This window comes from Variovorax sp. 54 (genome assembly GCF_002754375.1).
Classification (GTDB): Bacteria; Pseudomonadota; Gammaproteobacteria; order Burkholderiales; family Burkholderiaceae_C; genus Variovorax.
Map to the genome: position 1 here is coordinate 1,986,108 of NZ_PEFF01000001.1, position 17,255 is coordinate 2,003,362.

The window sequence follows — 17,255 nt, forward strand, 5'->3', positions numbered from 1 at the left end:
CCGCCACCCGACGAAGCCGCCGCCATGGAACTGACCCCGCGCGAAAAAGACAAGCTGCTGATCTTCACGGCCGCCTTGCTGGCCGAACGCCGCAAGGCGCGCGGGCTCAAGCTCAACTACCCCGAAGCCGTCGCGCTCATCACCGCCGCCGTGATGGAAGGCGCCCGCGACGGCAAGAGCGTCGCCGAGCTGATGAGCGAGGGCCGCAGCGTGCTCACGCGCGCCGACGTGATGGACGGCATCGCCGACATGATCCCGGACATCCAGGTCGAAGCCAGCTTTCCCGACGGCACCAAGCTCGTGACCGTCCACCAGCCGATCGTCTGAACCTCCGCCACAAGAAGAAAGACCCCTCCATGCGCTTCGCAAAGACTTCCGCCCTGCTCGCCACCCTCCTCCTGCTGCCGCTGGCCGCCAGCGCCCACACCGGCGTCGACGGCGGCGTGCACCACGGCTTCGTGACCGGCTTCATGCACCCGCTGACCGGCGCCGACCACCTCGCGGCGATGGTCGCGGTCGGCCTGTGGAGCGCGCTGGTCGCGCGCCGCGCCTGGCCCGACCTGCTGTGGGCGCCGCTGGCCTTCGCCGGCATGCTGCTCGCGGGTGCGCTGGCCGGGCTGGCCGGCGTGCAGCTGCCCGCCGTCGAACCGATGATCGCCGCCTCGCTGCTGGTGCTGGGCCTCCTGGTCGCCACGCGCGTGCACCTGCCGGCCGGCGTCGCCATGGCCGTCGTGGGCCTGTTCGCCGTCTTCCACGGCGTGGCGCACGGCCACGAACTCGCGGGCGAGCACGGCGCCGCCCTCACGCTGGCCGGCATGGTCAGCGCCACGCTGCTGCTGCACGCGGCCGGCATCGCGCTGGGATGGGCCCTGCGCCATGCCAACGTATGGCTGCCACGCGTGGCCGGTGCTGCCGTGGTCGCCCTCGGCGCCACGCTGCTGGCCCAGGCGATCTGAGGCGGCCATGACGCCCGGCGAACTTTTCACCGACGACGGCGAGCACACGCTCAACCCCGGCCGCCGCGCCCTCACGCTGGTGGTGCGCAACACGGCCGACCGGCCGATCCAGGTCGGCTCGCACTACCACTTTGCAGAAACCAACGGCGCGCTCGACTTCGACCGCGCCGCCGCGCGCGGCATGCGGCTGAACATCGCTTCGGGCGCCGCGGTGCGCTTCGAGCCGGGCCAGCAGCGCACGGTCGAGCTGGTCGATTTTTCCGGCGATCGCATCGTCTACGGCTTTCGCGGCCTCGTTCAAGGGAAGCTCTGAAACATGGCCACCATCGGGCGACGCGCCTATGCAGAAATCTTCGGCCCCACCGTGGGCGACCGGGTTCGTCTCGCGGACACCGACCTGCTGATCGAAGTGGAAGCCGACTACACGCTGCGTGCCGGCGGCTACGGCGAAGAGGTGAAGTTCGGCGGCGGCAAGACGATCCGCGACGGCATGGCGCAGTCGCAGCGCACGCGCGCCCAAGGCGCCGTCGACACCGTGATGACCAACGCGTTGATCCTCGACCACTGGGGCATCGTCAAAGCCGACATCGGCCTGAAGGACGGCCGCATCGCCGCCATCGGCAAGGCCGGCAACCCTGACGTGCAACCGGGCGTGGACATCGTCATCGGCCCGGGCACCGAGATCATCAGCTGCGAAGGCACCATCGTCACCGCGGGTGGCATCGACAGCCACATCCACTTCATCTGCCCGCAGCAGATCGAAGAGGCGCTGGCCTCGGGCGTGACGACCATGCTCGGCGGCGGCACCGGCCCGGCCACCGGCACCTTCGCGACCACCGCGACGCCCGGCCCGTGGCACATCGAACGCATGCTGCAGGCGGCCGATGCGTTCCCGATGAACCTGGGCTTCCTCGGCAAAGGCAACGCCAGCCTGCCCGATGCGCTGCACGAACAGATCGAGGCCGGCGTCATGGGCCTGAAGCTGCACGAAGACTGGGGCACCACGCCCGCGGCCATCAGCAACTGCCTGGACGTGGCCGACGCCACCGACACGCAGGTGGCGATCCACAGCGACACGCTCAACGAGTCGGGCTTTGTCGAGAACACGATTGCCGCCGTGGGCGGGCGCGTCCTCTGCGCCTTTCACACCGAGGGCGCGGGCGGCGGCCATGCGCCCGACATCCTGCGCGTGGTCGGCGAGGCGAACTTCCTGCCCTCGTCGACCAACCCGACGATGCCCTACACCGTGAACACGCTCGACGAGCACGTCGACATGCTCATGGTGTGCCACCACCTGGACGCCGGCATCGCCGAAGACCTGGCCTTTGCCGAGTCGCGCATCCGCAAGGAAACCATCGCCGCCGAAGACGTGCTGCACGACCTGGGCGCGATCAGCATGTTCAGCTCCGACAGCCAGGCCATGGGCCGTGTCGGCGAGGTGATCATCCGCACCTGGCAGACCGCGCACAAGATGAAGCAGCAGCGCGGCGCACTGCCCGAAGACAGCGAACGCAACGACAACTTCCGCGTGCGGCGCTACATCGCCAAGTACACGATCAACCCGGCCCTCGCGCACGGCATCGCGCACGAGGTGGGCTCCATCGAAGTCGGCAAGTGGGCCGACCTCGTGGTCTGGAAGCCGGCCTTCTTCGGCGTGAAGCCCTTCACCATCATCAAGGGCGGCACTATCGCCATGGCCGCGATGGGCGACCCCAGCGCGTCGATTCCCACGCCACAGCCGGTGCACTTCCGGCCGATGTTCGGCGCCTACGGCGGCTCGCTCGCCAAGAGTTCACTGACCTTCGTCTCGCAGGCCGGGCTGGCCGCGGGCATCAAGGAGCGCTACGGCCTCAGCAAGCACCTCAGCGCGGTGAAGAACATCCGCAACGTGCGCAAGAGGGACCTGATCCACAACGGCTATACGCCGAAGATGGAGATCGACGCGCAGACCTACGCCGTGCGCGCCGACGGCCACCTGCTCACCTGCGAGCCGGCCAAGGTGCTGCCGATGGCGCAGCGGTACTTCCTGTTCTGAAACCTCACACCGCCGGATGCCGGCGGTGCCAGTCGGTCGCCCGCTGGAACGCCCAGCCCGCGCGCACCAGCAGGTCTTCTCCGAAGTGCGGCGCCACGAACTGGAAGGCCACCGGCACACCCGCCTCGGTGGCGCCGCCCGGCAAAGTGAGCGTGGGGCTGCCCGTGAGGTCGAACGGGCAGGTGTAGCGCAGCATGCCCGCCAGCAGCTCCGGGTCCACGCCGAGCTGGCTCGCGCGTTCGAGCGTTGGCGCCGCGAAGGGAATGGCCGGAATCAGCAGCAGGTCGATCGGCTCGAAGAACGCACGCACACGGCCAGTGAAATCGGCGCGGCGCAGCAGCAGCTTCTGGTAGTCGGTGGCGCTCTGCGACAGGCCGAGGTCGATCAGCCCCGAGAGGCCCGGACCGTACTCTGCACGCCGCGCCGGGTACGTGGCCTCATGCGCCACGGCAGTCTCGACCGCGCACAGCCGCGACCAGTCGAGCACCGCCTGCGCCGTGTCGGGAAACACCACCTCGCGCACCGAAGCCCCCAGCGATTCGACCGTGCGGATCGCGGCGGCCAGCGTGGCGCGCGTGGGAGCGTCCACGCGGTCCAGCGTCCAGGCGGGGTCGATGCCCACGCGCAGGCCGGCCAGGCCGCGCGTCATCGTCGCCAGGTAGTCGGGCACCGGCAACGTGCTCGCCGTCGGGTCGCGCGAATCGGCGCCGGCAATGGCCGCCAGCATCGCGCCCGCGTCGGCCGCGCTGCGCGTCATCGGGCCGATGTGGTCGAGCGAAGCGGCCAGCTCGAAGGCGCCGTAGCGGCTCACCCGCCCCCACGTCGGCTTCAGGCCCGTGATGCCGTTGGCCGCCGACGGAAAGCGGATCGACCCGCCCGTGTCGGTGCCCAGCGCGCCAAAGCACAGGCCTGCCGCCGTGGCCACGCCCGAGCCGCTGGACGACACGCCGGGCCACAGCGTGGCGTCCCACGGGTTGACCGGCGACGCGATCTGCGGATGGTGGTCGGCGAACGCGCCTTCGGTCTGCTGCAGCTTGCCGAGGATCACCGCGCCGGCCTCGCGCAGGCGGCGCACCACGGTCGCGTCTTCCGTCGGACGGAACGACTGGTGGATCGTCATGCCGTGCGCGCTCGGCACGCCCTCGGTCCACAGCAGGTCTTTCACGGCCAGCGGCACGCCGTGCAGCGGCCCGCGCGCGCGGCCAGCGGCGATCTCGGTGTCGGCGCGGCGCGCGTCGTCGAGTGCCTGCGCGTCCATGCGCGTCGCGTAGCTGCGCAGCCGCCCATCGACAGCCTCGATGCGCGCGAGCATGGCGCGCGTGACCTCCTCCGACGAGCGCTCGCGCGACTGGATCTGCCGGCCGACTTCCAGCAGTTCGAGATGATGCAATTCCTTGTCCGCCATGACTGACTCCCGCATGTGTAGGGTTGAGAAAAAGAAGGTCCGAATCCAAATACCAAGCGGCAGAAGCTGCCACCCCGGGCGAACCTTATCGGCGCGGGGCGGCCCGCGCTGGTCTCTTCCGGACATGCACTTGTGCTGGGGCGGACACCCCACGCGCAGCGCTCAACGCGCCTTCAGCAGCGTGTGCGGCGCGCAGCCGTACGCCTTGCGGAAGGCCCGGCTGAAATGCGACAGGTCGGAGAACCCGTGCTGGAACGCGACGTCCGTCACGCTGTGCGCGCGCCCGCCCATCAGCGCGTCGCGGCTGGCTGCGAGACGTGCCTGCCAGACCGCGCCCATCGCCGTGGCGCCCTGCCGCGCGAATGCCCGCGCCACGGTGCGCGCCGAGACGTGGTGCGCCTGCGCCATCGTGTCGAGCGAAAGAGCAGGGTCATCCAGGTGGCGCGCGATGTAGGCCGTCATGCGCGCGTGCAGGCCGTGCTCAGCGCCGGCGTCGCCGGTGAGGTCCTGCTGCAGTTCGAGCGTCACGGCCAGCAGATCGATGAGCGCGCCGCCGAAGCGTTCGGCGGCAGCGGAATGTGGCTGCGCAAAGGCCGGATTCGCCGTCTCCTGCAGCATCGCGTGCAGCGGCCTCGCGCCGGGGCGGTCCGCGGCGATGGTGCGGGCGGTGAAGTCTTCGGCCTTCGCAAAGCGCCGCAACAGCAGCCGGCGCGGCATGCGCGCCAGGTAGACCGAGCGCGCGTCCATCGTGCATTCGAACGGCCGGCCGGCGTCGTAGAGCAGCATGTCCCCGGTGTTCAGCCGCCCCTGCCGCCCGCCTTGCACGAACGCGCCCTCGCCGTCCTGCACGAACGCCAGCCACAGGTCGTCCAGGGGGTGCTGACGCAGGTGGTGCGCGTCGCGCGACCAGTAATGCAGCGGCGCCGACATGCGGTTGACGCTGACCGCGCCCACGTCACGCACGTCGAGCCGCCCTTCGAACGGCTCCGCCGTCATCGCACGGCTGGCCGCGGGAATGCAGTGACGGCACACGACGTCGTGCCAGTAGTCGAAACGCAGCGGGGTGGCGACATCGGTCGTCAGGTAGGCCAGGCTGTTCATGACGCGGATGCTGGGGCGGATGGGGCGCGGAGGCAAGCCCTGCGCGGGGCCCGGTACTTGCTACGAGAAGAAGAACCCTTGCTGCAACGTGCTCATGCCTACGCTTTCACTCACCCGCGCCACGCGCGCCGCTTCAGCCGCCCCGTGGCGCCAGGTGCTCGCGAATCCACTGGGCGAGCGCGTCTTCGTCCAGTGCTCCTTCGGCGAGCTTCAGCGTGATGAGCACGCAGTCGTGGTCGGACGCAACCAGCGCGAAGCCATTGAGGTCGAGGAACACTTCCATCGCGACAAAAGCTGTTCGCTTGTTGCCGTCCGTGAAGGGGTGGTTGCGCGCAATGCCGAAGGCGTAGGCTGCGGCCAGCGTGGCCACATCGGGCGATTCGTACAGCGCGCGGTTCTGCGGCCGGCCCATGGCCGAAGCCAGCAAGCCCTCGTCGCGCACGCCGGCCGGCCCGCCGTGTTCGGCCAGCTGTTCCTCATGCACGGCATGGATCAACTGCAGGCTGAGCCAGACCCAGGCCTGGTTGGCCGCGCTCATTTCGCCAGCTCGCGCAGCACGTTGCGCCGCTTCTTCATGACGCGCCGCGCCGCCTCCATCTGGCGTTCGAAGGCGTCGTCGTACGGTGTCAGCGTGAAGCCGCCACCGGCGGCCTGCGTGAGGTAGACCGTGTCGCCCTTGCCGACCTTCATGCTGGCCAGCACCTCCTTGGGCAGGATGACGCCGACCGAGTTGCCGATCTGGGTCAGTTTGAGTGCGGACATGGCGGACTCCCACGAGAAAAAGTTATAACAAGCGTTATATTATTCCGCCTCATCTGGAGTCGCAACCCGCCATGCTCACCGCCAACAAACTCATGCCCCAGGGCCGCGGCCTCGCGCCCGTGCTGCTCAAGCGTGCCGCCACCATCGAACTCGACTGGGACGTGCGCCAGAAAAGCCGTTTCGACGCCACCGACTCGCAGGGCCGGCAGATCGGCATCTTCCTGCCGCGCGGCACCGCGGTGCGCGGCGGCGACGTGCTGGTTGCGGAAGACGGCTCGCTGGTGCGCGTGATCGCGGCGCCGCAGCCGGTGCTGCGCATCACGCACTGCACCGCCCACGGCACGCCCTTCGACCTGACGCGCGCGGCTTACCACCTGGGCAACCGGCATGTGCCGATCGAGCTCAAGCCCGACCACCTGAAGATCGAACCCGACCACGTGCTGGCCGACATGCTGCGTTCGATGCACCTGATCGTCGTCGCCGTCGAAGAAGCCTTCGAGCCCGAAGGCGGTGCGTACGGGTCGCAAGGGCATTCGCATGGGGGCCACAGTCATGACCACGACCATGGCCATGACCACGGACATTCCCACGGCAAGAGCGGCCCAAAGCCGCTCGTGCTCGCCCCCGAACTGCTCGACGACGATCACGGCCACGACCACTCCCACGGCCACTCGCATTGAAATGAACCCTCGCGCTCCGAATCGCCGTCGCACTGCGTGTGGCTCTTCAGGGCGCGATCACGCCGACGGGGCACCTTGCTCCGCGAATGTCCTCCGCCCTTCGGGCTCCCCCTTGATTTCGCTGCGCAAGGCACCCCATCAGCGTGATCGTTGTTCGCAGCGGTCATTGATCAGCCGCGAACCGACAGCGTGCCCTCGTGCACAGGGCATCGGGTGCTCCCCGCAGCGAAATAAAGGAGGAGGCCGCAGGCCGGGGGACATTCGCGGAGGGGAGTACCCGGTGTCCTGTGCAAGCGCCCTGAACAACGGCGCAGGCTAGGAAGACATGCCCACCCCCCACAGCCTCCTACAGCTCATCTGGCTCGCCTCCCCCGCCCTGCCGGTCGGCGGCTTCTCGTACTCCGAAGGCATCGAGGCCGCCGTCGAATGGGCCGGCATCCAATCAGAAGCCAGTGCCACCGAGTGGCTCTCCGACCAGCTGCACCTGAGCTTCGCGCGCGGCGATCTCGCACTGATGGCCCAGGCCATCGCCGCCTGGCGCGCGAACGACCCACAACGCATCCGCACCCTCAACGACTGGGTGCTGCACACGCGCGAATCCGCCGAGTTCTTCCTGCAGACCGAGCAGATGGGCCGCTCCTTCGTCGAATGGCTGAAGCTTCACCACGCCGACACGGCCGAGGTCTTCGCCGGCCTGCCCGTGACCTACCCCGTGGCCTTCGCGTTCGCGGCCAGCCGCACCGAAGCCTCCGTACAAGACGGCTGCCTGGCCTTCGCCTTCGGCTGGGCCGAGAACATGGTGGCCGCCGCCGTCAAGGCCGTGCCGCTGGGCCAGAGCGCGGGCCAGCGCATCCTCGCGCGGCTGGCGAACGAGATCCCTGCGGCCGTCGACCGCGCGATGCAACTGAGCGACGACGATCGCCAGGCGTTTGCGCCCCTGCTGGCGGTGTTGTCGGCCCGCCATGAAACACAATATTCCCGCCTCTTCCGAAGCTGACCGAACCGGACCTTTCCGCCCATGACCTCCGCCCTGCACCACATCCCGAACCGCACCAAGAAGCTCCCGCCGCTGCGCGTGGGCATCGGCGGCCCCGTCGGCTCGGGCAAGACCACGTTGCTCGAAATGCTCTGCAAGGCGATGCGCGACAAGTACGACCTCGTCGCCATCACCAACGACATCTACACCAAGGAAGACCAGCGCCTGCTCACCGTGGCCGGCGCGCTGCCGGCCGAGCGCATCATGGGCGTGGAAACCGGCGGCTGCCCGCACACCGCGATCCGCGAAGACGCGTCGATCAACCTCGAAGCCATCGACCGCATGCTCGAAGACTTTCCCGACGCCGACATCGTGTTCGTCGAATCGGGCGGCGACAACCTCGCGGCCACCTTCAGCCCCGAGCTGTCGGACCTCACGATCTACGTGATCGACGTGGCGGCCGGCGAAAAAATCCCGCGCAAGGGCGGGCCCGGCATCACCAAGAGCGACCTGTTCGTCATCAACAAGACCGACCTCGCGCCCTACGTCGGCGCGAACCTCGACGTGATGGAACAGGACACCCAGCGCATGCGCCGCCAGCGCCCCTACGTGATGACCAACCTCAAGACGCTGACCGGCGTCGCCGAGGTCGTCGCTTTCATCGAAACGCGCGGCATGCTGACGGCTTAGGCTCGCCCCCAGGCTTCGCGCACTTCGTGTCGCTTCTCCAACCCCCTACCGGGGGCGACACCAGCAGCCCGGCAAAGCCGGTTCTGCGGTGTCTCGCGACCGGAACGCAGGGGCTCAAGCCGGCTGCATCTGCCCGAACTTCCCGCTGCCGAAGTCCTTCATCGCCTGCACGATCTCGTCGCGCGTGTTCATCACGAACGGGCCGTGGCCGACGATGGGCTCGTCGATCGGCTCGCCGCTCAGCAGCAGCACCACCGCGTCGTTGTTGGCGTCGATCGTCAGCGCATCGCCCGTGCGGTCGAGCAGCACCATCTGGGCGTCGCGCACCACCGTCTCGCCGTTCACCTGCACCGTCCCACGCAGCACCACGATGGCGGCGGCGTGGCCTTCGGGCACCGGCAGCGTCACCTGCGCGCCCTGGTTCAGGCGCAGGTCCCACACGTCGATCGGCGTGAAAGTGTGCGCCGGCCCCTTGTTGCCGAGATAGTCGCCCGCAATCACGCGCACGCTGCCCGCGCCTTCAGGCAGCGGCACCGACGGAATCTGCGCATCGACGATGGCCTGGTAGCCGGGCGTGGCCATCTTGTCCTTGGCGGGCAGGTTGACCCACAGCTGCACCATCTCGAGCTCGCCGCCGTCGCGCGTGAACGCTTCGGAATGGAACTCCTCGTGCAGGATGCCCGCGCCGGCGGTCATCCATTGCACGTCGCCGGGGCCGATGGTGCCGCCCTGCCCGGTCGAGTCGCGGTGCGACACCTCGCCCTTGTAGACGATGGTCACGGTCTCGAAGCCGCGGTGCGGGTGCTGGCCCACGCCGCGCGGCTGCGCGGTCGGGGTGAACTGGGCCGGACCAGCGTAGTCCAGCAGCAAAAAGGGGCTGGCGTGGCGGCCCAGCGTGTCGTAGCTGAACAGCGAGCGCACAGGAAAGCCGTCGCCGACCCAGTGCGGGCGCGGGGCGCTGTAGGTGCCGAGGATCTTCTTCATGGGGTCTTTCCTTTCCATCTGGCGGCTCGCCCGGTGCGGGAAAGCCATGCATCAAGGATGGGGCCGCAACGATGCTTTGAGTAGATGCCAGAATTCGCCCTCATCGTTCCATTTGACGAACGATCAACGGCACGGAGGCCCCCCAGCCATGCGCGACCTGAACGATCTCTACTACTACGCCCAGGTGGTCGACCACGGCGGTTTTGCCCCGGCCGGCCGCGCGCTGAGCGTGCCCAAGTCGAGCCTGAGCCGGCGCATCGCGCTGCTCGAAGAGCGGCTGGGCGTGCGCCTCATCCAGCGTTCCACGCGCCGTTTCAGCGTCACCGACATCGGCCGCCAGTACTACGAACATTGCGTCGCCATGCTGGTCGAAGCCGACGCCGCGCAGGAGGCCATCGACCGCCTGCAGGCCCAGCCGCAGGGGCTGGTGCGGCTGTCCTGCCCGCCGGCGCTGGTGTACTACCAGGTGGCCGAAATGCTCGCCCGCTTCATGACCGAATGCCCGCGCGTGACCGTGCAGTTGGAAAGCACCAACCGCCGCGTCGACGTGATCCGCGAGGGTTTCGACCTCGCGCTGCGCGTGCGCTTTCCGCCGCTCGAAGACACCGACCTGGTGATGAAGGTGCTGGGCCACAGCACGCAGCGGCTGGTGGCCCACCCGCGCCTGCTCGAAGGCCTGACGGCGCCGGCCAGCCCCGCCGACATCGGCCTGCTGCCCAGCCTCGACCTCGGCCCGGCCCAGCCGCACCACACCTGGTCGCTCGAAGGCCCCGACGGCGCGAGCGCCGAGGTGCGCCACCAGCCCCGGCTGGTGACCGACGACATGGCCGCGCTGCGGCATGCCGCCCTGCAGGGCGTGGGCGTGGCCAAGATGCCGACGATGATGGTGCGCGAAGACCTGCAGGCCGGCCGCCTCGTCGACGCGCTGCCGCAATGGGCGCCGCGCAGCGGCATCGTGCACGCGGTGTTCCCGTCGCGCCGCGGCCTGCTGCCGTCGGTGCGCAAGCTGGTGGACTTCCTGGCGGTGGAGTACGAGGCGCTCGAAGCCCTCGAACTGTCGGGTGTATCGGCACCGCCGGCCGCGTCGGGGCCGACGCGCACCTCAGTCGACTGATCCGGCGGTCACCGGCGCGTAGAGCGGCAGGCGCAGCGTCAGGCCGAGCACGCCGCCGTCGTCCGGCGCCGAATAGATGCGCCCGCCGTGGCGCCCCGCGATGCGCTCGCAGATGCGCGCACTGGCCAGCGAGGCGGCGTCGAGCGCATCGAAGAAGCGCGCCAGCGGTGGCCGTTCGCCTTCTGCGTCGAGGTCACGCCAGTGAATGACCGCCTGCGTGCCTTCGATGCGCGCGCGCACTTGCAGCGTCGCACCCGCCGCCATCACGCGCGCGGCATGCGCGGCCACCTTGGCCAGCAGCTCGCGCAGTTCCGACGGAATGCCGAAGACCGGCACTGCCTCTGCAGGCAGGTCTACATCGAGGCGCAGCGCTGTTGCATCGCCCGATTCAGCGCCGAGCAATGGCCGCAGGTCCTGCACGCGGCTGTCCGCCAGTTGCTGTTGCAGCTCGGTCCGGGCCTGCTGGGCGAGGCCACGGGCATGCGCCGCCGCGCGCGCATTGGCGACGAACAGCGCCCCCATCAGCGCGAGCACGCCGGTGAGCCCAAGGCCGATAAGCGTGGCAATGATCAAGCCGAGCTGACTGCCGTACATGGTCGACAGTCCTCAGCGCGTTTCGGGAAAGGCCGGCCGCGCGCAGGCGCTCGGGGCCCCGCACCGGGGCGGGGGCGGCCCCTCCCCGCGAAACCCCGGCGGAAAGAGAGGCGGCGGCAGCACGATGCAGCCCGACAGGCCGAGCGCTGCCAGCACGCCTGCGAGGTGGTGAATTCGGATCATGTGAATCGATGCGTTGCATGTTCGACGGCACGGACCGTTCGCGTGCGCCGGCCGCGCCGCCGCACGCGAACGGGGGCCGATCAGAACGCGTGGCGAATGCCGAAGTCGTAGCCGGTCGACGAACGCGGCAGGCCCGTGTAGCCCACGCCCGTGCTGCCGTAGCCCGTGGTGCTCGCGGCCGTGAGGCTGCCCGTGTAGTTCGCGTCGTTGCGGTTGCTCACGCGCGCCACGGTGGCGTACAGCGCCGTGCGCTTGGAGAGGTTGTGCACGTAGCCGATCGCGAGCTTGTTCGAACGCGGATCGTCGCCCGTGACGCCGACCGCGCCTTCGTTGTAGCGAACGGTCGAGTACGACGCGCGGATCAGGCCCGCGCCCACCGGCATGCTCGCGCCGATCAGGTAGCCGTTGTAGCTGTCGTGGCGGTCGCCCAGTGCCGCGAGGTCGAACTTGTTCTTCACGTTCGACAGCTCGCCGAACAGCTTGACCGGACCGAAGTCGTACGACGCACCGAGGTTGATGGTCTGCACCTTGCGCGTGAGCGTGGTGGTGTCGGCCGCGACGTTCTGGCCCACCGCCAGCGCGATGTCCAGCGGACCGTTCGCATAGCCGAAACGCCCGCCGACATAACGGCCTGCGCTGCTGCTGGTGGCGGCGGTGGTGTCCGTGGCGCTGGTCTTCGTGTTCTCGTTCAGGCTGTACTGCAGCTGGCCGTAGAAGCCACCCAGGTTCGGCGGCAGGAAGTAGCCGACCATGTTGCTGGCGCGCACGTAGTTCGTGTTGCCCAGCGCGGTGCTGCCGCTCACCGTGTTGATCACGCTCGAGCCCGAGCCGTTGGTGCCGAACGGGTCGAACACCGTGTCGTTCCAGAACGTGGCCGTGTAGTCGCGGCCCAGCCGCACTTCACCGAAGCCGCCCGACAGGCTGACCGTGGAACGGCGGTTGAAGTTGGCGATGCCCGTTGCGCCGTCGTCGTTGCTAATCGGCGCCTCGAGCCAGAAGCTCGCCGCGAGCCCGCCGCCCAGGTCTTCCGTGCCGCGAAAGCCGATGCGGCTGGAGTTGTAGCCCGAGTTGGCCAGGCTCCATTGGCTTTGCTTGCTGGTGGTGCCGGTGACGGGGTTGCGCGACGTGGCGCTCTGGTAACTCACGCCGGCATCGACGACGCCGAACAGGGTGACCGACGATTGGGCAGAGGCCAGGCCGGTGACGGCCAGCGCGGCGAGTGCCGTGAGGGATTTCTTCATTCAGGTTTCTCCGGGGTTTGCAGCTGCTCTTCATCGAGCCGCTGACCGGATGGTCCTGTTCAAAATTGGAGGAATCTGGTGGACGCCACCTCACGGCGGCCATGTGTTGTTTTGCACTCACGCCCCAACAAGCGCCCGGCAGGCGGTGTGGTGCGGGCGGCCCCTCTGTGCCGCCGAGGCGCACAGCGTTTCGCGGATCAGGGCTCGCAGCTGTTTGAGCGAAGCGAGTTCTGCGAGACCCCGCGAAATGCGAGCACCGCAGGGCAGCCCGAAGGGCCGGCACAGTGGGGCCGCCCGCGCCGCACCGCCTGCCGGGTGCGTTCCCACCACCGCCAGAGCGCGTATACCAGAAGTCTCCCAAAAGCCCGGCAATGCTCACCACTCCGAAGGAGTTCGACATGACCATTGTTTTGCAGCAAAGCGCGGTCGCCGCATCGCTCGGTGTGCAACAGCTCGCCACCGCGTTCAGCCCCGCGTTTTCCCATCTGCGCATTCTTCGCAACCTCATCATCCCGATGCCATCCGGTTGCGCCGTGCCCACCGCGCGCATCGATGCGGTGATCGTGTGCGAGACGGGCGTCTACCTGTTCGAGATCAAGGCCTGGCGTAACGCGTTCGTCTATCGCAAGAAGTCCGACGAGGCGCCACCGCGCTGGTTTCTGCGGTTACATGGCTGCACGCGGGCGCGTGAAGTGAAAGACCCGGCCTGGCAGGGCGGGCGCAAGACGACGCAGCTGCGCAGCCTGCTGCCGGACGACCTGCGGTTGCAGTACTTCGTGCTGTTGCCTTGCGAAGGCGTAGAACTCGAAGGGGTGATGCCCGCGGCCGTGATCACGCAGCAGGACCTGCCGTACATCGCGCGCCTGGTGCGCAACAACGGGCGCACGGCGCGCACGTATCCGCTGCTCGACGCGCACGCGGTCGATCGCACGGTGCAGCGGCTGCTGGAGATCCAGGGCGATCTGTCGCTGGAGACGCATGCGCAGAACTGCCGCGAACGGATCGAACGGCCTGCGGTGTCGTGGTCCGCCGTGAGCGCCATGGGATTGCAGTAACGACGGCTTGCCACCCGGCCCTGCAAGCGGGAGGGCGTCCCACATTCCTCCGACATTGGTGAAGACCATGCGGTGATGATGACGATCCCTCCCAAGTCTCTCGCAGCCCTTGCTGCGCTGTGCCTCGCGATGGCGGCCTGCCCCGCACAGGCCGCCGACCCGTTCACCGTGCAGGACATCCGCCTCGAAGGCCTGCAGCGCGTCGAAGCCGGCACGGTGTTCGCAACCCTGGGCCTCAAGGCCGGCGACACGTACAGCGATGACCGCGGCAGCGCGGCCATTCGCGCGCTGTTCGACCTCGGGCTCTTCAAGGACGTGCGCATCGACGTCATCAACGGCCAGGTGTTGGTCGTCATCGTCGAAGAGCGGCCGACCGTGGCCGACGTCGACTTTTCGGGTACCAAGGAATTCGACAAGGCCGCACTGCAGAAGGCGCTGCGAGACATCGGGCTGGCCGAAGGCCGGCCGTTCGACAAGGCGCTGGCCGACCGCGCGGAGCAGGAGCTCAAGCGCCAGTACATCGGCCGCAGCCTCTACAACGCGCAGGTCGTCACCACGGTCACGCCGCTGGAGCGCAACCGCGTCAACCTCACGTTCAGCGTGACGGAGGGCGAGCCGGCGCGCATCACGCGGGTGCGCGTGGTCGGGCCGCAGGCTTTCGACGAACGCACGCTGCTCGACCTGTTCGACCAGGACAGCGGCGGCTGGCTGGCCTGGTACACGAAGTCGAACCAGTACGCGCGCGCCAAGTTCGACGCCGACCTGGAAACGCTGCGCTCGTTCTACCTGACGCGCGGGTACCTCGAGTTCCGCATCGAGTCGACGCAGGTCGCGATCTCGCCGGACCGGCAGACGCTGGAACTCACGGTGAACATCAGCGAGGGCGAGAAGTTCGCCGTGGCCGGTGTGAAGCTGGCGGGCAACTACCTGGGGCGCGAGGACGAGTTCAAGTCGCTCGTCAGCGTGCGCCCCGGCGCGCCCTACAACGGCGAAGACGTGGCGGCCACCACCACGGCCTTTGCCGACCACTTCGGCACCTTCGGCTACGCCTTCGCGCGCGTGAAGGCGCAGCCCGAGATCGACCGCGCCCAGCGCCGCGTCGTGATGGTGCTGAACGCCGAGCCCGGGCGGCGCGCGTACGTGCGGCGCCTGAACATCGGCGGCAATGCGCGCACGCGCGACGAGGTGATCCGCCGCGAGTTCCGCCAGTACGAAGGCGCCTGGTACGACGGCACGAAGATCAGGCTCTCGCGCGACCGCGTCGACCGCCTGGGCTTCTTCACCGACGTGAACGTCGAGACCGCCGAAGTGCCGGGCAGCAACGACCAGGTCGACCTGAACGTCACCGTGACCGAGAAGCCCACGGGCGCGCTGCAGCTGGGCGCGGGCTACTCGTCGACCGACAATATCTCGCTGAGCTTCGGCATCACGCAGGAGAACGTGTTCGGCTCGGGCAACTACCTCGGGCTGCAGGTCAACACCAGCGCGTACAACCGCTCGGTGTCGCTCACGGCCACCGACCCGTACTTCACGAAGGACGGCATCTCGCGCACCTTCAACCTCTTCCACACCACCACGCGCCCTTACTACGAGGCCGACGGCAACTACAAGCTCGCCAGCGACGGCGGCTCGGTGCGCTTCGGGCTGCCGGTGAACGAGCTGGACACGGTGTACCTGGGGATCGGCGTGGAGCGCTATGCGTTCACGCCCGGCACCAACGGCTCGTACACGCTGGTCAATGGTTCGTACGTCTACACGGCCACGCCGCAGGCCTACCTCGACTACTTCCAGTGCACCGGCACGGCGCCGAGCGTGGTGTGCGCGGGCAAGAACGTGGTGGGCATTCCGGCGACGGTGGGCTGGTCGCGCGACGACCGCGACAGCGCGCTGGTGCCCACGCGCGGGCGCCTGCAGAGCGCCAACCTCGAGCTGGGCGTGGGCAGCGAACTGCGCTACCTGAAGACCAACTACCAGTACCAGCAGTACGTGCCGCTGTCCAAGCAGTACACGCTGGCCTTCAACGGCCAGCTCGGCTATGCGAAGGCGCTGGGCGGCAGCAGCTTCCCGATCTTCAAGAACTTCTATGCGGGCGGGCTCGGCTCGATCCGCGGCTTCGAGCAGAACTCGCTGGGCCCGACCGACGCGGTCACCGGCGGTTCGCTGGGCGGCACGCGCAAGGCGATCTTCAACATGGAGCTGACCACGCCCTTCCCCGGCGCGGGCAACGACAAGTCGCTGCGCCTGTACACCTTCTTCGATGCGGGCAACGTGTTCGCCGAACGCACGGCGAGCATGACCGACGCGCAGTGGAAGGCGCAGAACCGCCTGCGCGCCTCGGCCGGGCTGGGCATCAGCTGGATCTCGCCGTTGGGCCCGCTGCGCCTGGCGTATGCGGTGCCGATCGTCTACCAGAAGGAGGACACGGCCAATGGCATCGCGGCCGACCGCACGCAGCGCTTCCAGTTCCAGATCGGCACGTCGTTCTGAACCGGCCCGCCACACCATGAGCCGCATCCTGCTGGTGGAACACGGACGCGACATCGCGTCGGTGCTGCTGGACCTGCTGCACCGCGCGGGCCACGAGGTCGAGCAGCTCGGCGACGGCGCCGCTGCGCTAGACCGCATCCTGCATGCGCCCCACTCGCCGCCGGCGCTCACCCTGCTCGACGTGGTGCTGCCGCGCATCGACGGGCTGCAGGTGATCGAGCAGGTGCGCTCGCGCAGCGACCACCCGATCATCGTGCTGACGGCGCGCGCGCACGAGGCCGACCGGCTGCGCGGGCTCGACCTGGGCGCCGACGACTATGTCTGCAAGCCCTTCTCGCCGCGCGAGGTGGTGGCGCGCGTGCACACGGTGCTGCGCCGGCGTGCGCAGCGCGACCTGAACGTGGGCATGGCCTCGCCTTCCGTGGCCTTCGACAGCGCCATGGGCGACGCGTGGCTCGAAGGCCGGCCGCTGACGCTCACGCACCGCGAGCTGCTGTTGCTGCGTGCGCTCTCGCGCGAGCCAGGGCGCGTGTTCACACGCTCGAAGCTGCTCGAAGCGGCATTCCCCGAAGCACTCGACGTGAACGAGCGCGCGGTGGACGGGCACATCAAGAACCTGCGGCGCAAGCTCGCGGCCGTGTCGCCCTCGCACGGCTGGATTCGTTCGGTCTACGGCGTGGGGTTCAGCTTCGCGGAACGGCCGGGCTGAAGGTGGACCTGGCCTTGCACGGGCCGGGGCCGCGCGGCGTGCGGCCTTCGCTGCGCCTTTGCATGATCGGCGCCAGCGTCGACAGGCTGGCATTGCGCACGGCCGCCTGCCGTGCCTCGACGCAGGCACCGCGTGCCGCGACGCTGATGCCCAACGCCAGGCTGCAGAACGCCAGGCACCCCGCGCAGGTGTGCGCCAGCGCGCGCATCGCAGCGCGCGGCGTCACCCGCCAATCAGCGGACATGGTGGACCGGAGGGGCATGCGCAACACCGCTCAGCCTTC

Annotated in this window: 19 protein-coding genes; 11 read left to right on the forward strand and 8 right to left on the reverse strand. The window is 68.9% G+C overall.

Annotated features, from left to right (window positions below; translation table 11 throughout):
* The first annotated feature begins 24 nt into the window (after positions 1 to 24).
* The 4 genes from CLU95_RS09040 to ureC are packed head-to-tail and all read left to right on the forward strand — an operon-like array spanning position 25 to position 2,991.
* On the forward strand, positions 25 to 327 hold the full coding sequence (locus tag CLU95_RS09040) for an urease subunit gamma (RefSeq protein ID WP_099792388.1): 303 nt from the start codon (positions 25 to 27) through the stop codon (positions 325 to 327).
* Positions 328 to 356: 29 nt separating this feature from the next.
* On the forward strand, positions 357 to 956 hold the full coding sequence (locus CLU95_RS09045; RefSeq protein ID WP_099792390.1) for a HupE/UreJ family protein: 600 nt from the start codon (positions 357 to 359) through the stop codon (positions 954 to 956).
* A gap of 7 nt (positions 957 to 963) precedes the next feature.
* The gene (locus CLU95_RS09050; RefSeq protein WP_099792392.1) at positions 964 to 1,269 is read left to right on the forward strand and encodes an urease subunit beta; all 306 of its coding nucleotides are present in this window, start codon (positions 964 to 966) and stop codon (positions 1,267 to 1,269) included.
* A gap of 3 nt (positions 1,270 to 1,272) precedes the next feature.
* The gene (gene ureC, locus CLU95_RS09055) at positions 1,273 to 2,991 is read left to right on the forward strand and encodes an urease subunit alpha (RefSeq protein WP_099792394.1); all 1,719 of its coding nucleotides are present in this window, start codon (positions 1,273 to 1,275) and stop codon (positions 2,989 to 2,991) included.
* A gap of 4 nt (positions 2,992 to 2,995) precedes the next feature.
* Here the strand turns inward: ureC and CLU95_RS09060 are convergent, their stop codons facing one another.
* The 4 genes from CLU95_RS09060 to CLU95_RS09075 form a co-directional block, all read right to left on the reverse strand.
* Entirely contained in the window at positions 2,996 to 4,396 is a 1,401-nt protein-coding gene (locus CLU95_RS09060) for an amidase (protein ID WP_099792396.1), read from the reverse strand.
* A gap of 162 nt (positions 4,397 to 4,558) precedes the next feature.
* Positions 4,559 to 5,497: a helix-turn-helix domain-containing protein gene (locus tag CLU95_RS09065; protein WP_099792398.1), complete on the reverse strand. Its 939-nt coding sequence runs from the start codon at positions 5,495 to 5,497 to the stop codon at positions 4,559 to 4,561.
* A gap of 133 nt (positions 5,498 to 5,630) precedes the next feature.
* On the reverse strand, positions 5,631 to 6,035 hold the full coding sequence (locus tag CLU95_RS09070) for a type II toxin-antitoxin system death-on-curing family toxin (protein WP_099792400.1): 405 nt from the start codon (positions 6,033 to 6,035) through the stop codon (positions 5,631 to 5,633).
* Complete coding sequence (locus tag CLU95_RS09075; RefSeq protein WP_095743901.1) at positions 6,032 to 6,259, reverse strand: AbrB/MazE/SpoVT family DNA-binding domain-containing protein; 228 nt, start codon at positions 6,257 to 6,259, stop codon at positions 6,032 to 6,034. Before CLU95_RS09075 ends, CLU95_RS09070 begins: the two co-directional genes overlap by 4 nt.
* A 71-nt stretch (positions 6,260 to 6,330) precedes the next feature.
* Between CLU95_RS09075 and ureE the strand changes: the two genes are divergently transcribed.
* From ureE to ureG, 3 genes are all read left to right on the forward strand, one after another.
* Entirely contained in the window at positions 6,331 to 6,939 is a 609-nt protein-coding gene (ureE, locus tag CLU95_RS09080) for an urease accessory protein UreE (protein ID WP_099792402.1), read from the forward strand.
* Positions 6,940 to 7,264: 325 nt separating this feature from the next.
* The gene (locus CLU95_RS09085; protein ID WP_099792404.1) at positions 7,265 to 7,936 is read left to right on the forward strand and encodes an urease accessory protein UreF; all 672 of its coding nucleotides are present in this window, start codon (positions 7,265 to 7,267) and stop codon (positions 7,934 to 7,936) included.
* A 21-nt stretch (positions 7,937 to 7,957) separates the two neighbouring features.
* The gene (ureG, locus tag CLU95_RS09090) at positions 7,958 to 8,605 is read left to right on the forward strand and encodes an urease accessory protein UreG (protein WP_099792406.1); all 648 of its coding nucleotides are present in this window, start codon (positions 7,958 to 7,960) and stop codon (positions 8,603 to 8,605) included.
* 114 nt (positions 8,606 to 8,719) lie between these two features.
* Here ureG and CLU95_RS09095 read toward each other — a convergent pair whose 3' ends face one another.
* A complete protein-coding gene (locus CLU95_RS09095; RefSeq protein WP_099792408.1) occupies positions 8,720 to 9,589 on the reverse strand; it encodes a pirin family protein in 870 nt (289 codons plus the stop codon).
* A 148-nt stretch (positions 9,590 to 9,737) separates the two neighbouring features.
* Between CLU95_RS09095 and CLU95_RS09100 the strand changes: the two genes are divergently transcribed.
* A complete protein-coding gene (locus CLU95_RS09100; RefSeq protein ID WP_099792410.1) occupies positions 9,738 to 10,703 on the forward strand; it encodes a LysR family transcriptional regulator in 966 nt (321 codons plus the stop codon).
* On the opposite strand, the gene CLU95_RS09105 is transcribed toward CLU95_RS09100, so the two are convergent.
* Positions 10,692 to 11,297 (reverse strand): ATP-binding protein, encoded by a 606-nt coding sequence (locus tag CLU95_RS09105; protein ID WP_099792412.1) that lies wholly within the window; start codon positions 11,295 to 11,297, stop codon positions 10,692 to 10,694. The two genes, CLU95_RS09100 and CLU95_RS09105, sit on opposite strands and share 12 nt — an antisense overlap.
* A gap of 263 nt (positions 11,298 to 11,560) precedes the next feature.
* Entirely contained in the window at positions 11,561 to 12,721 is a 1,161-nt protein-coding gene (locus tag CLU95_RS09110) for a porin (protein WP_099792414.1), read from the reverse strand.
* A 398-nt stretch (positions 12,722 to 13,119) separates the two neighbouring features.
* Here CLU95_RS09110 and CLU95_RS09115 point away from each other — a divergent pair, with 398 nt between their 5' ends.
* The 3 genes from CLU95_RS09115 (at position 13,120) to CLU95_RS09125 (ending at position 16,972) form a co-directional block, all read left to right on the forward strand.
* Positions 13,120 to 13,776, forward strand: coding sequence for a nuclease-related domain-containing protein (locus CLU95_RS09115; protein WP_099797180.1), 657 nt, complete (start codon positions 13,120 to 13,122; stop codon positions 13,774 to 13,776).
* Between the two features lie 78 nt (positions 13,777 to 13,854).
* Entirely contained in the window at positions 13,855 to 16,263 is a 2,409-nt protein-coding gene (bamA, locus tag CLU95_RS09120) for an outer membrane protein assembly factor BamA (RefSeq protein ID WP_099797181.1), read from the forward strand.
* Between the two features lie 16 nt (positions 16,264 to 16,279).
* A complete protein-coding gene (locus CLU95_RS09125; RefSeq protein ID WP_099792416.1) occupies positions 16,280 to 16,972 on the forward strand; it encodes a response regulator in 693 nt (230 codons plus the stop codon).
* Here the strand turns inward: CLU95_RS09125 and CLU95_RS09130 are convergent.
* A complete protein-coding gene (locus CLU95_RS09130) occupies positions 16,947 to 17,216 on the reverse strand; it encodes a hypothetical protein (protein ID WP_143605981.1) in 270 nt (89 codons plus the stop codon). The two genes, CLU95_RS09125 and CLU95_RS09130, sit on opposite strands and share 26 nt — an antisense overlap.
* Positions 17,217 to 17,255 lie beyond the last annotated feature (39 nt).

What these genes read in the sequence shown, in the direction of transcription:
- CLU95_RS09040 (WP_099792388.1), top strand. Translation starts at nt 25, where the DNA reads ATGGAACTGACCCCGCGCGAAAAAGACAAGCTGCTGATCTTCACGGCC.
- CLU95_RS09045 (WP_099792390.1), top strand. Translation starts at nt 357, where the DNA reads ATGCGCTTCGCAAAGACTTCCGCCCTGCTCGCCACCCTCCTCCTGCTG.
- CLU95_RS09050 (WP_099792392.1), top strand. Translation starts at nt 964, where the DNA reads ATGACGCCCGGCGAACTTTTCACCGACGACGGCGAGCACACGCTCAAC.
- ureC (WP_099792394.1), top strand. Translation starts at nt 1,273, where the DNA reads ATGGCCACCATCGGGCGACGCGCCTATGCAGAAATCTTCGGCCCCACC.
- CLU95_RS09060 (WP_099792396.1), bottom strand. Translation starts at nt 4,396, where the DNA reads ATGGCGGACAAGGAATTGCATCATCTCGAACTGCTGGAAGTCGGCCGG.
- CLU95_RS09065 (WP_099792398.1), bottom strand. Translation starts at nt 5,497, where the DNA reads ATGAACAGCCTGGCCTACCTGACGACCGATGTCGCCACCCCGCTGCGT.
- CLU95_RS09070 (WP_099792400.1), bottom strand. Translation starts at nt 6,035, where the DNA reads ATGAGCGCGGCCAACCAGGCCTGGGTCTGGCTCAGCCTGCAGTTGATC.
- CLU95_RS09075 (WP_095743901.1), bottom strand. Translation starts at nt 6,259, where the DNA reads ATGTCCGCACTCAAACTGACCCAGATCGGCAACTCGGTCGGCGTCATC.
- ureE (WP_099792402.1), top strand. Translation starts at nt 6,331, where the DNA reads ATGCTCACCGCCAACAAACTCATGCCCCAGGGCCGCGGCCTCGCGCCC.
- CLU95_RS09085 (WP_099792404.1), top strand. Translation starts at nt 7,265, where the DNA reads ATGCCCACCCCCCACAGCCTCCTACAGCTCATCTGGCTCGCCTCCCCC.
- ureG (WP_099792406.1), top strand. Translation starts at nt 7,958, where the DNA reads ATGACCTCCGCCCTGCACCACATCCCGAACCGCACCAAGAAGCTCCCG.
- CLU95_RS09095 (WP_099792408.1), bottom strand. Translation starts at nt 9,589, where the DNA reads ATGAAGAAGATCCTCGGCACCTACAGCGCCCCGCGCCCGCACTGGGTC.
- CLU95_RS09100 (WP_099792410.1), top strand. Translation starts at nt 9,738, where the DNA reads ATGCGCGACCTGAACGATCTCTACTACTACGCCCAGGTGGTCGACCAC.
- CLU95_RS09105 (WP_099792412.1), bottom strand. Translation starts at nt 11,297, where the DNA reads ATGTACGGCAGTCAGCTCGGCTTGATCATTGCCACGCTTATCGGCCTT.
- CLU95_RS09110 (WP_099792414.1), bottom strand. Translation starts at nt 12,721, where the DNA reads ATGAAGAAATCCCTCACGGCACTCGCCGCGCTGGCCGTCACCGGCCTG.
- CLU95_RS09115 (WP_099797180.1), top strand. Translation starts at nt 13,120, where the DNA reads ATGACCATTGTTTTGCAGCAAAGCGCGGTCGCCGCATCGCTCGGTGTG.
- bamA (WP_099797181.1), top strand. Translation starts at nt 13,855, where the DNA reads ATGACGATCCCTCCCAAGTCTCTCGCAGCCCTTGCTGCGCTGTGCCTC.
- CLU95_RS09125 (WP_099792416.1), top strand. Translation starts at nt 16,280, where the DNA reads ATGAGCCGCATCCTGCTGGTGGAACACGGACGCGACATCGCGTCGGTG.
- CLU95_RS09130 (WP_143605981.1), bottom strand. Translation starts at nt 17,216, where the DNA reads ATGTCCGCTGATTGGCGGGTGACGCCGCGCGCTGCGATGCGCGCGCTG.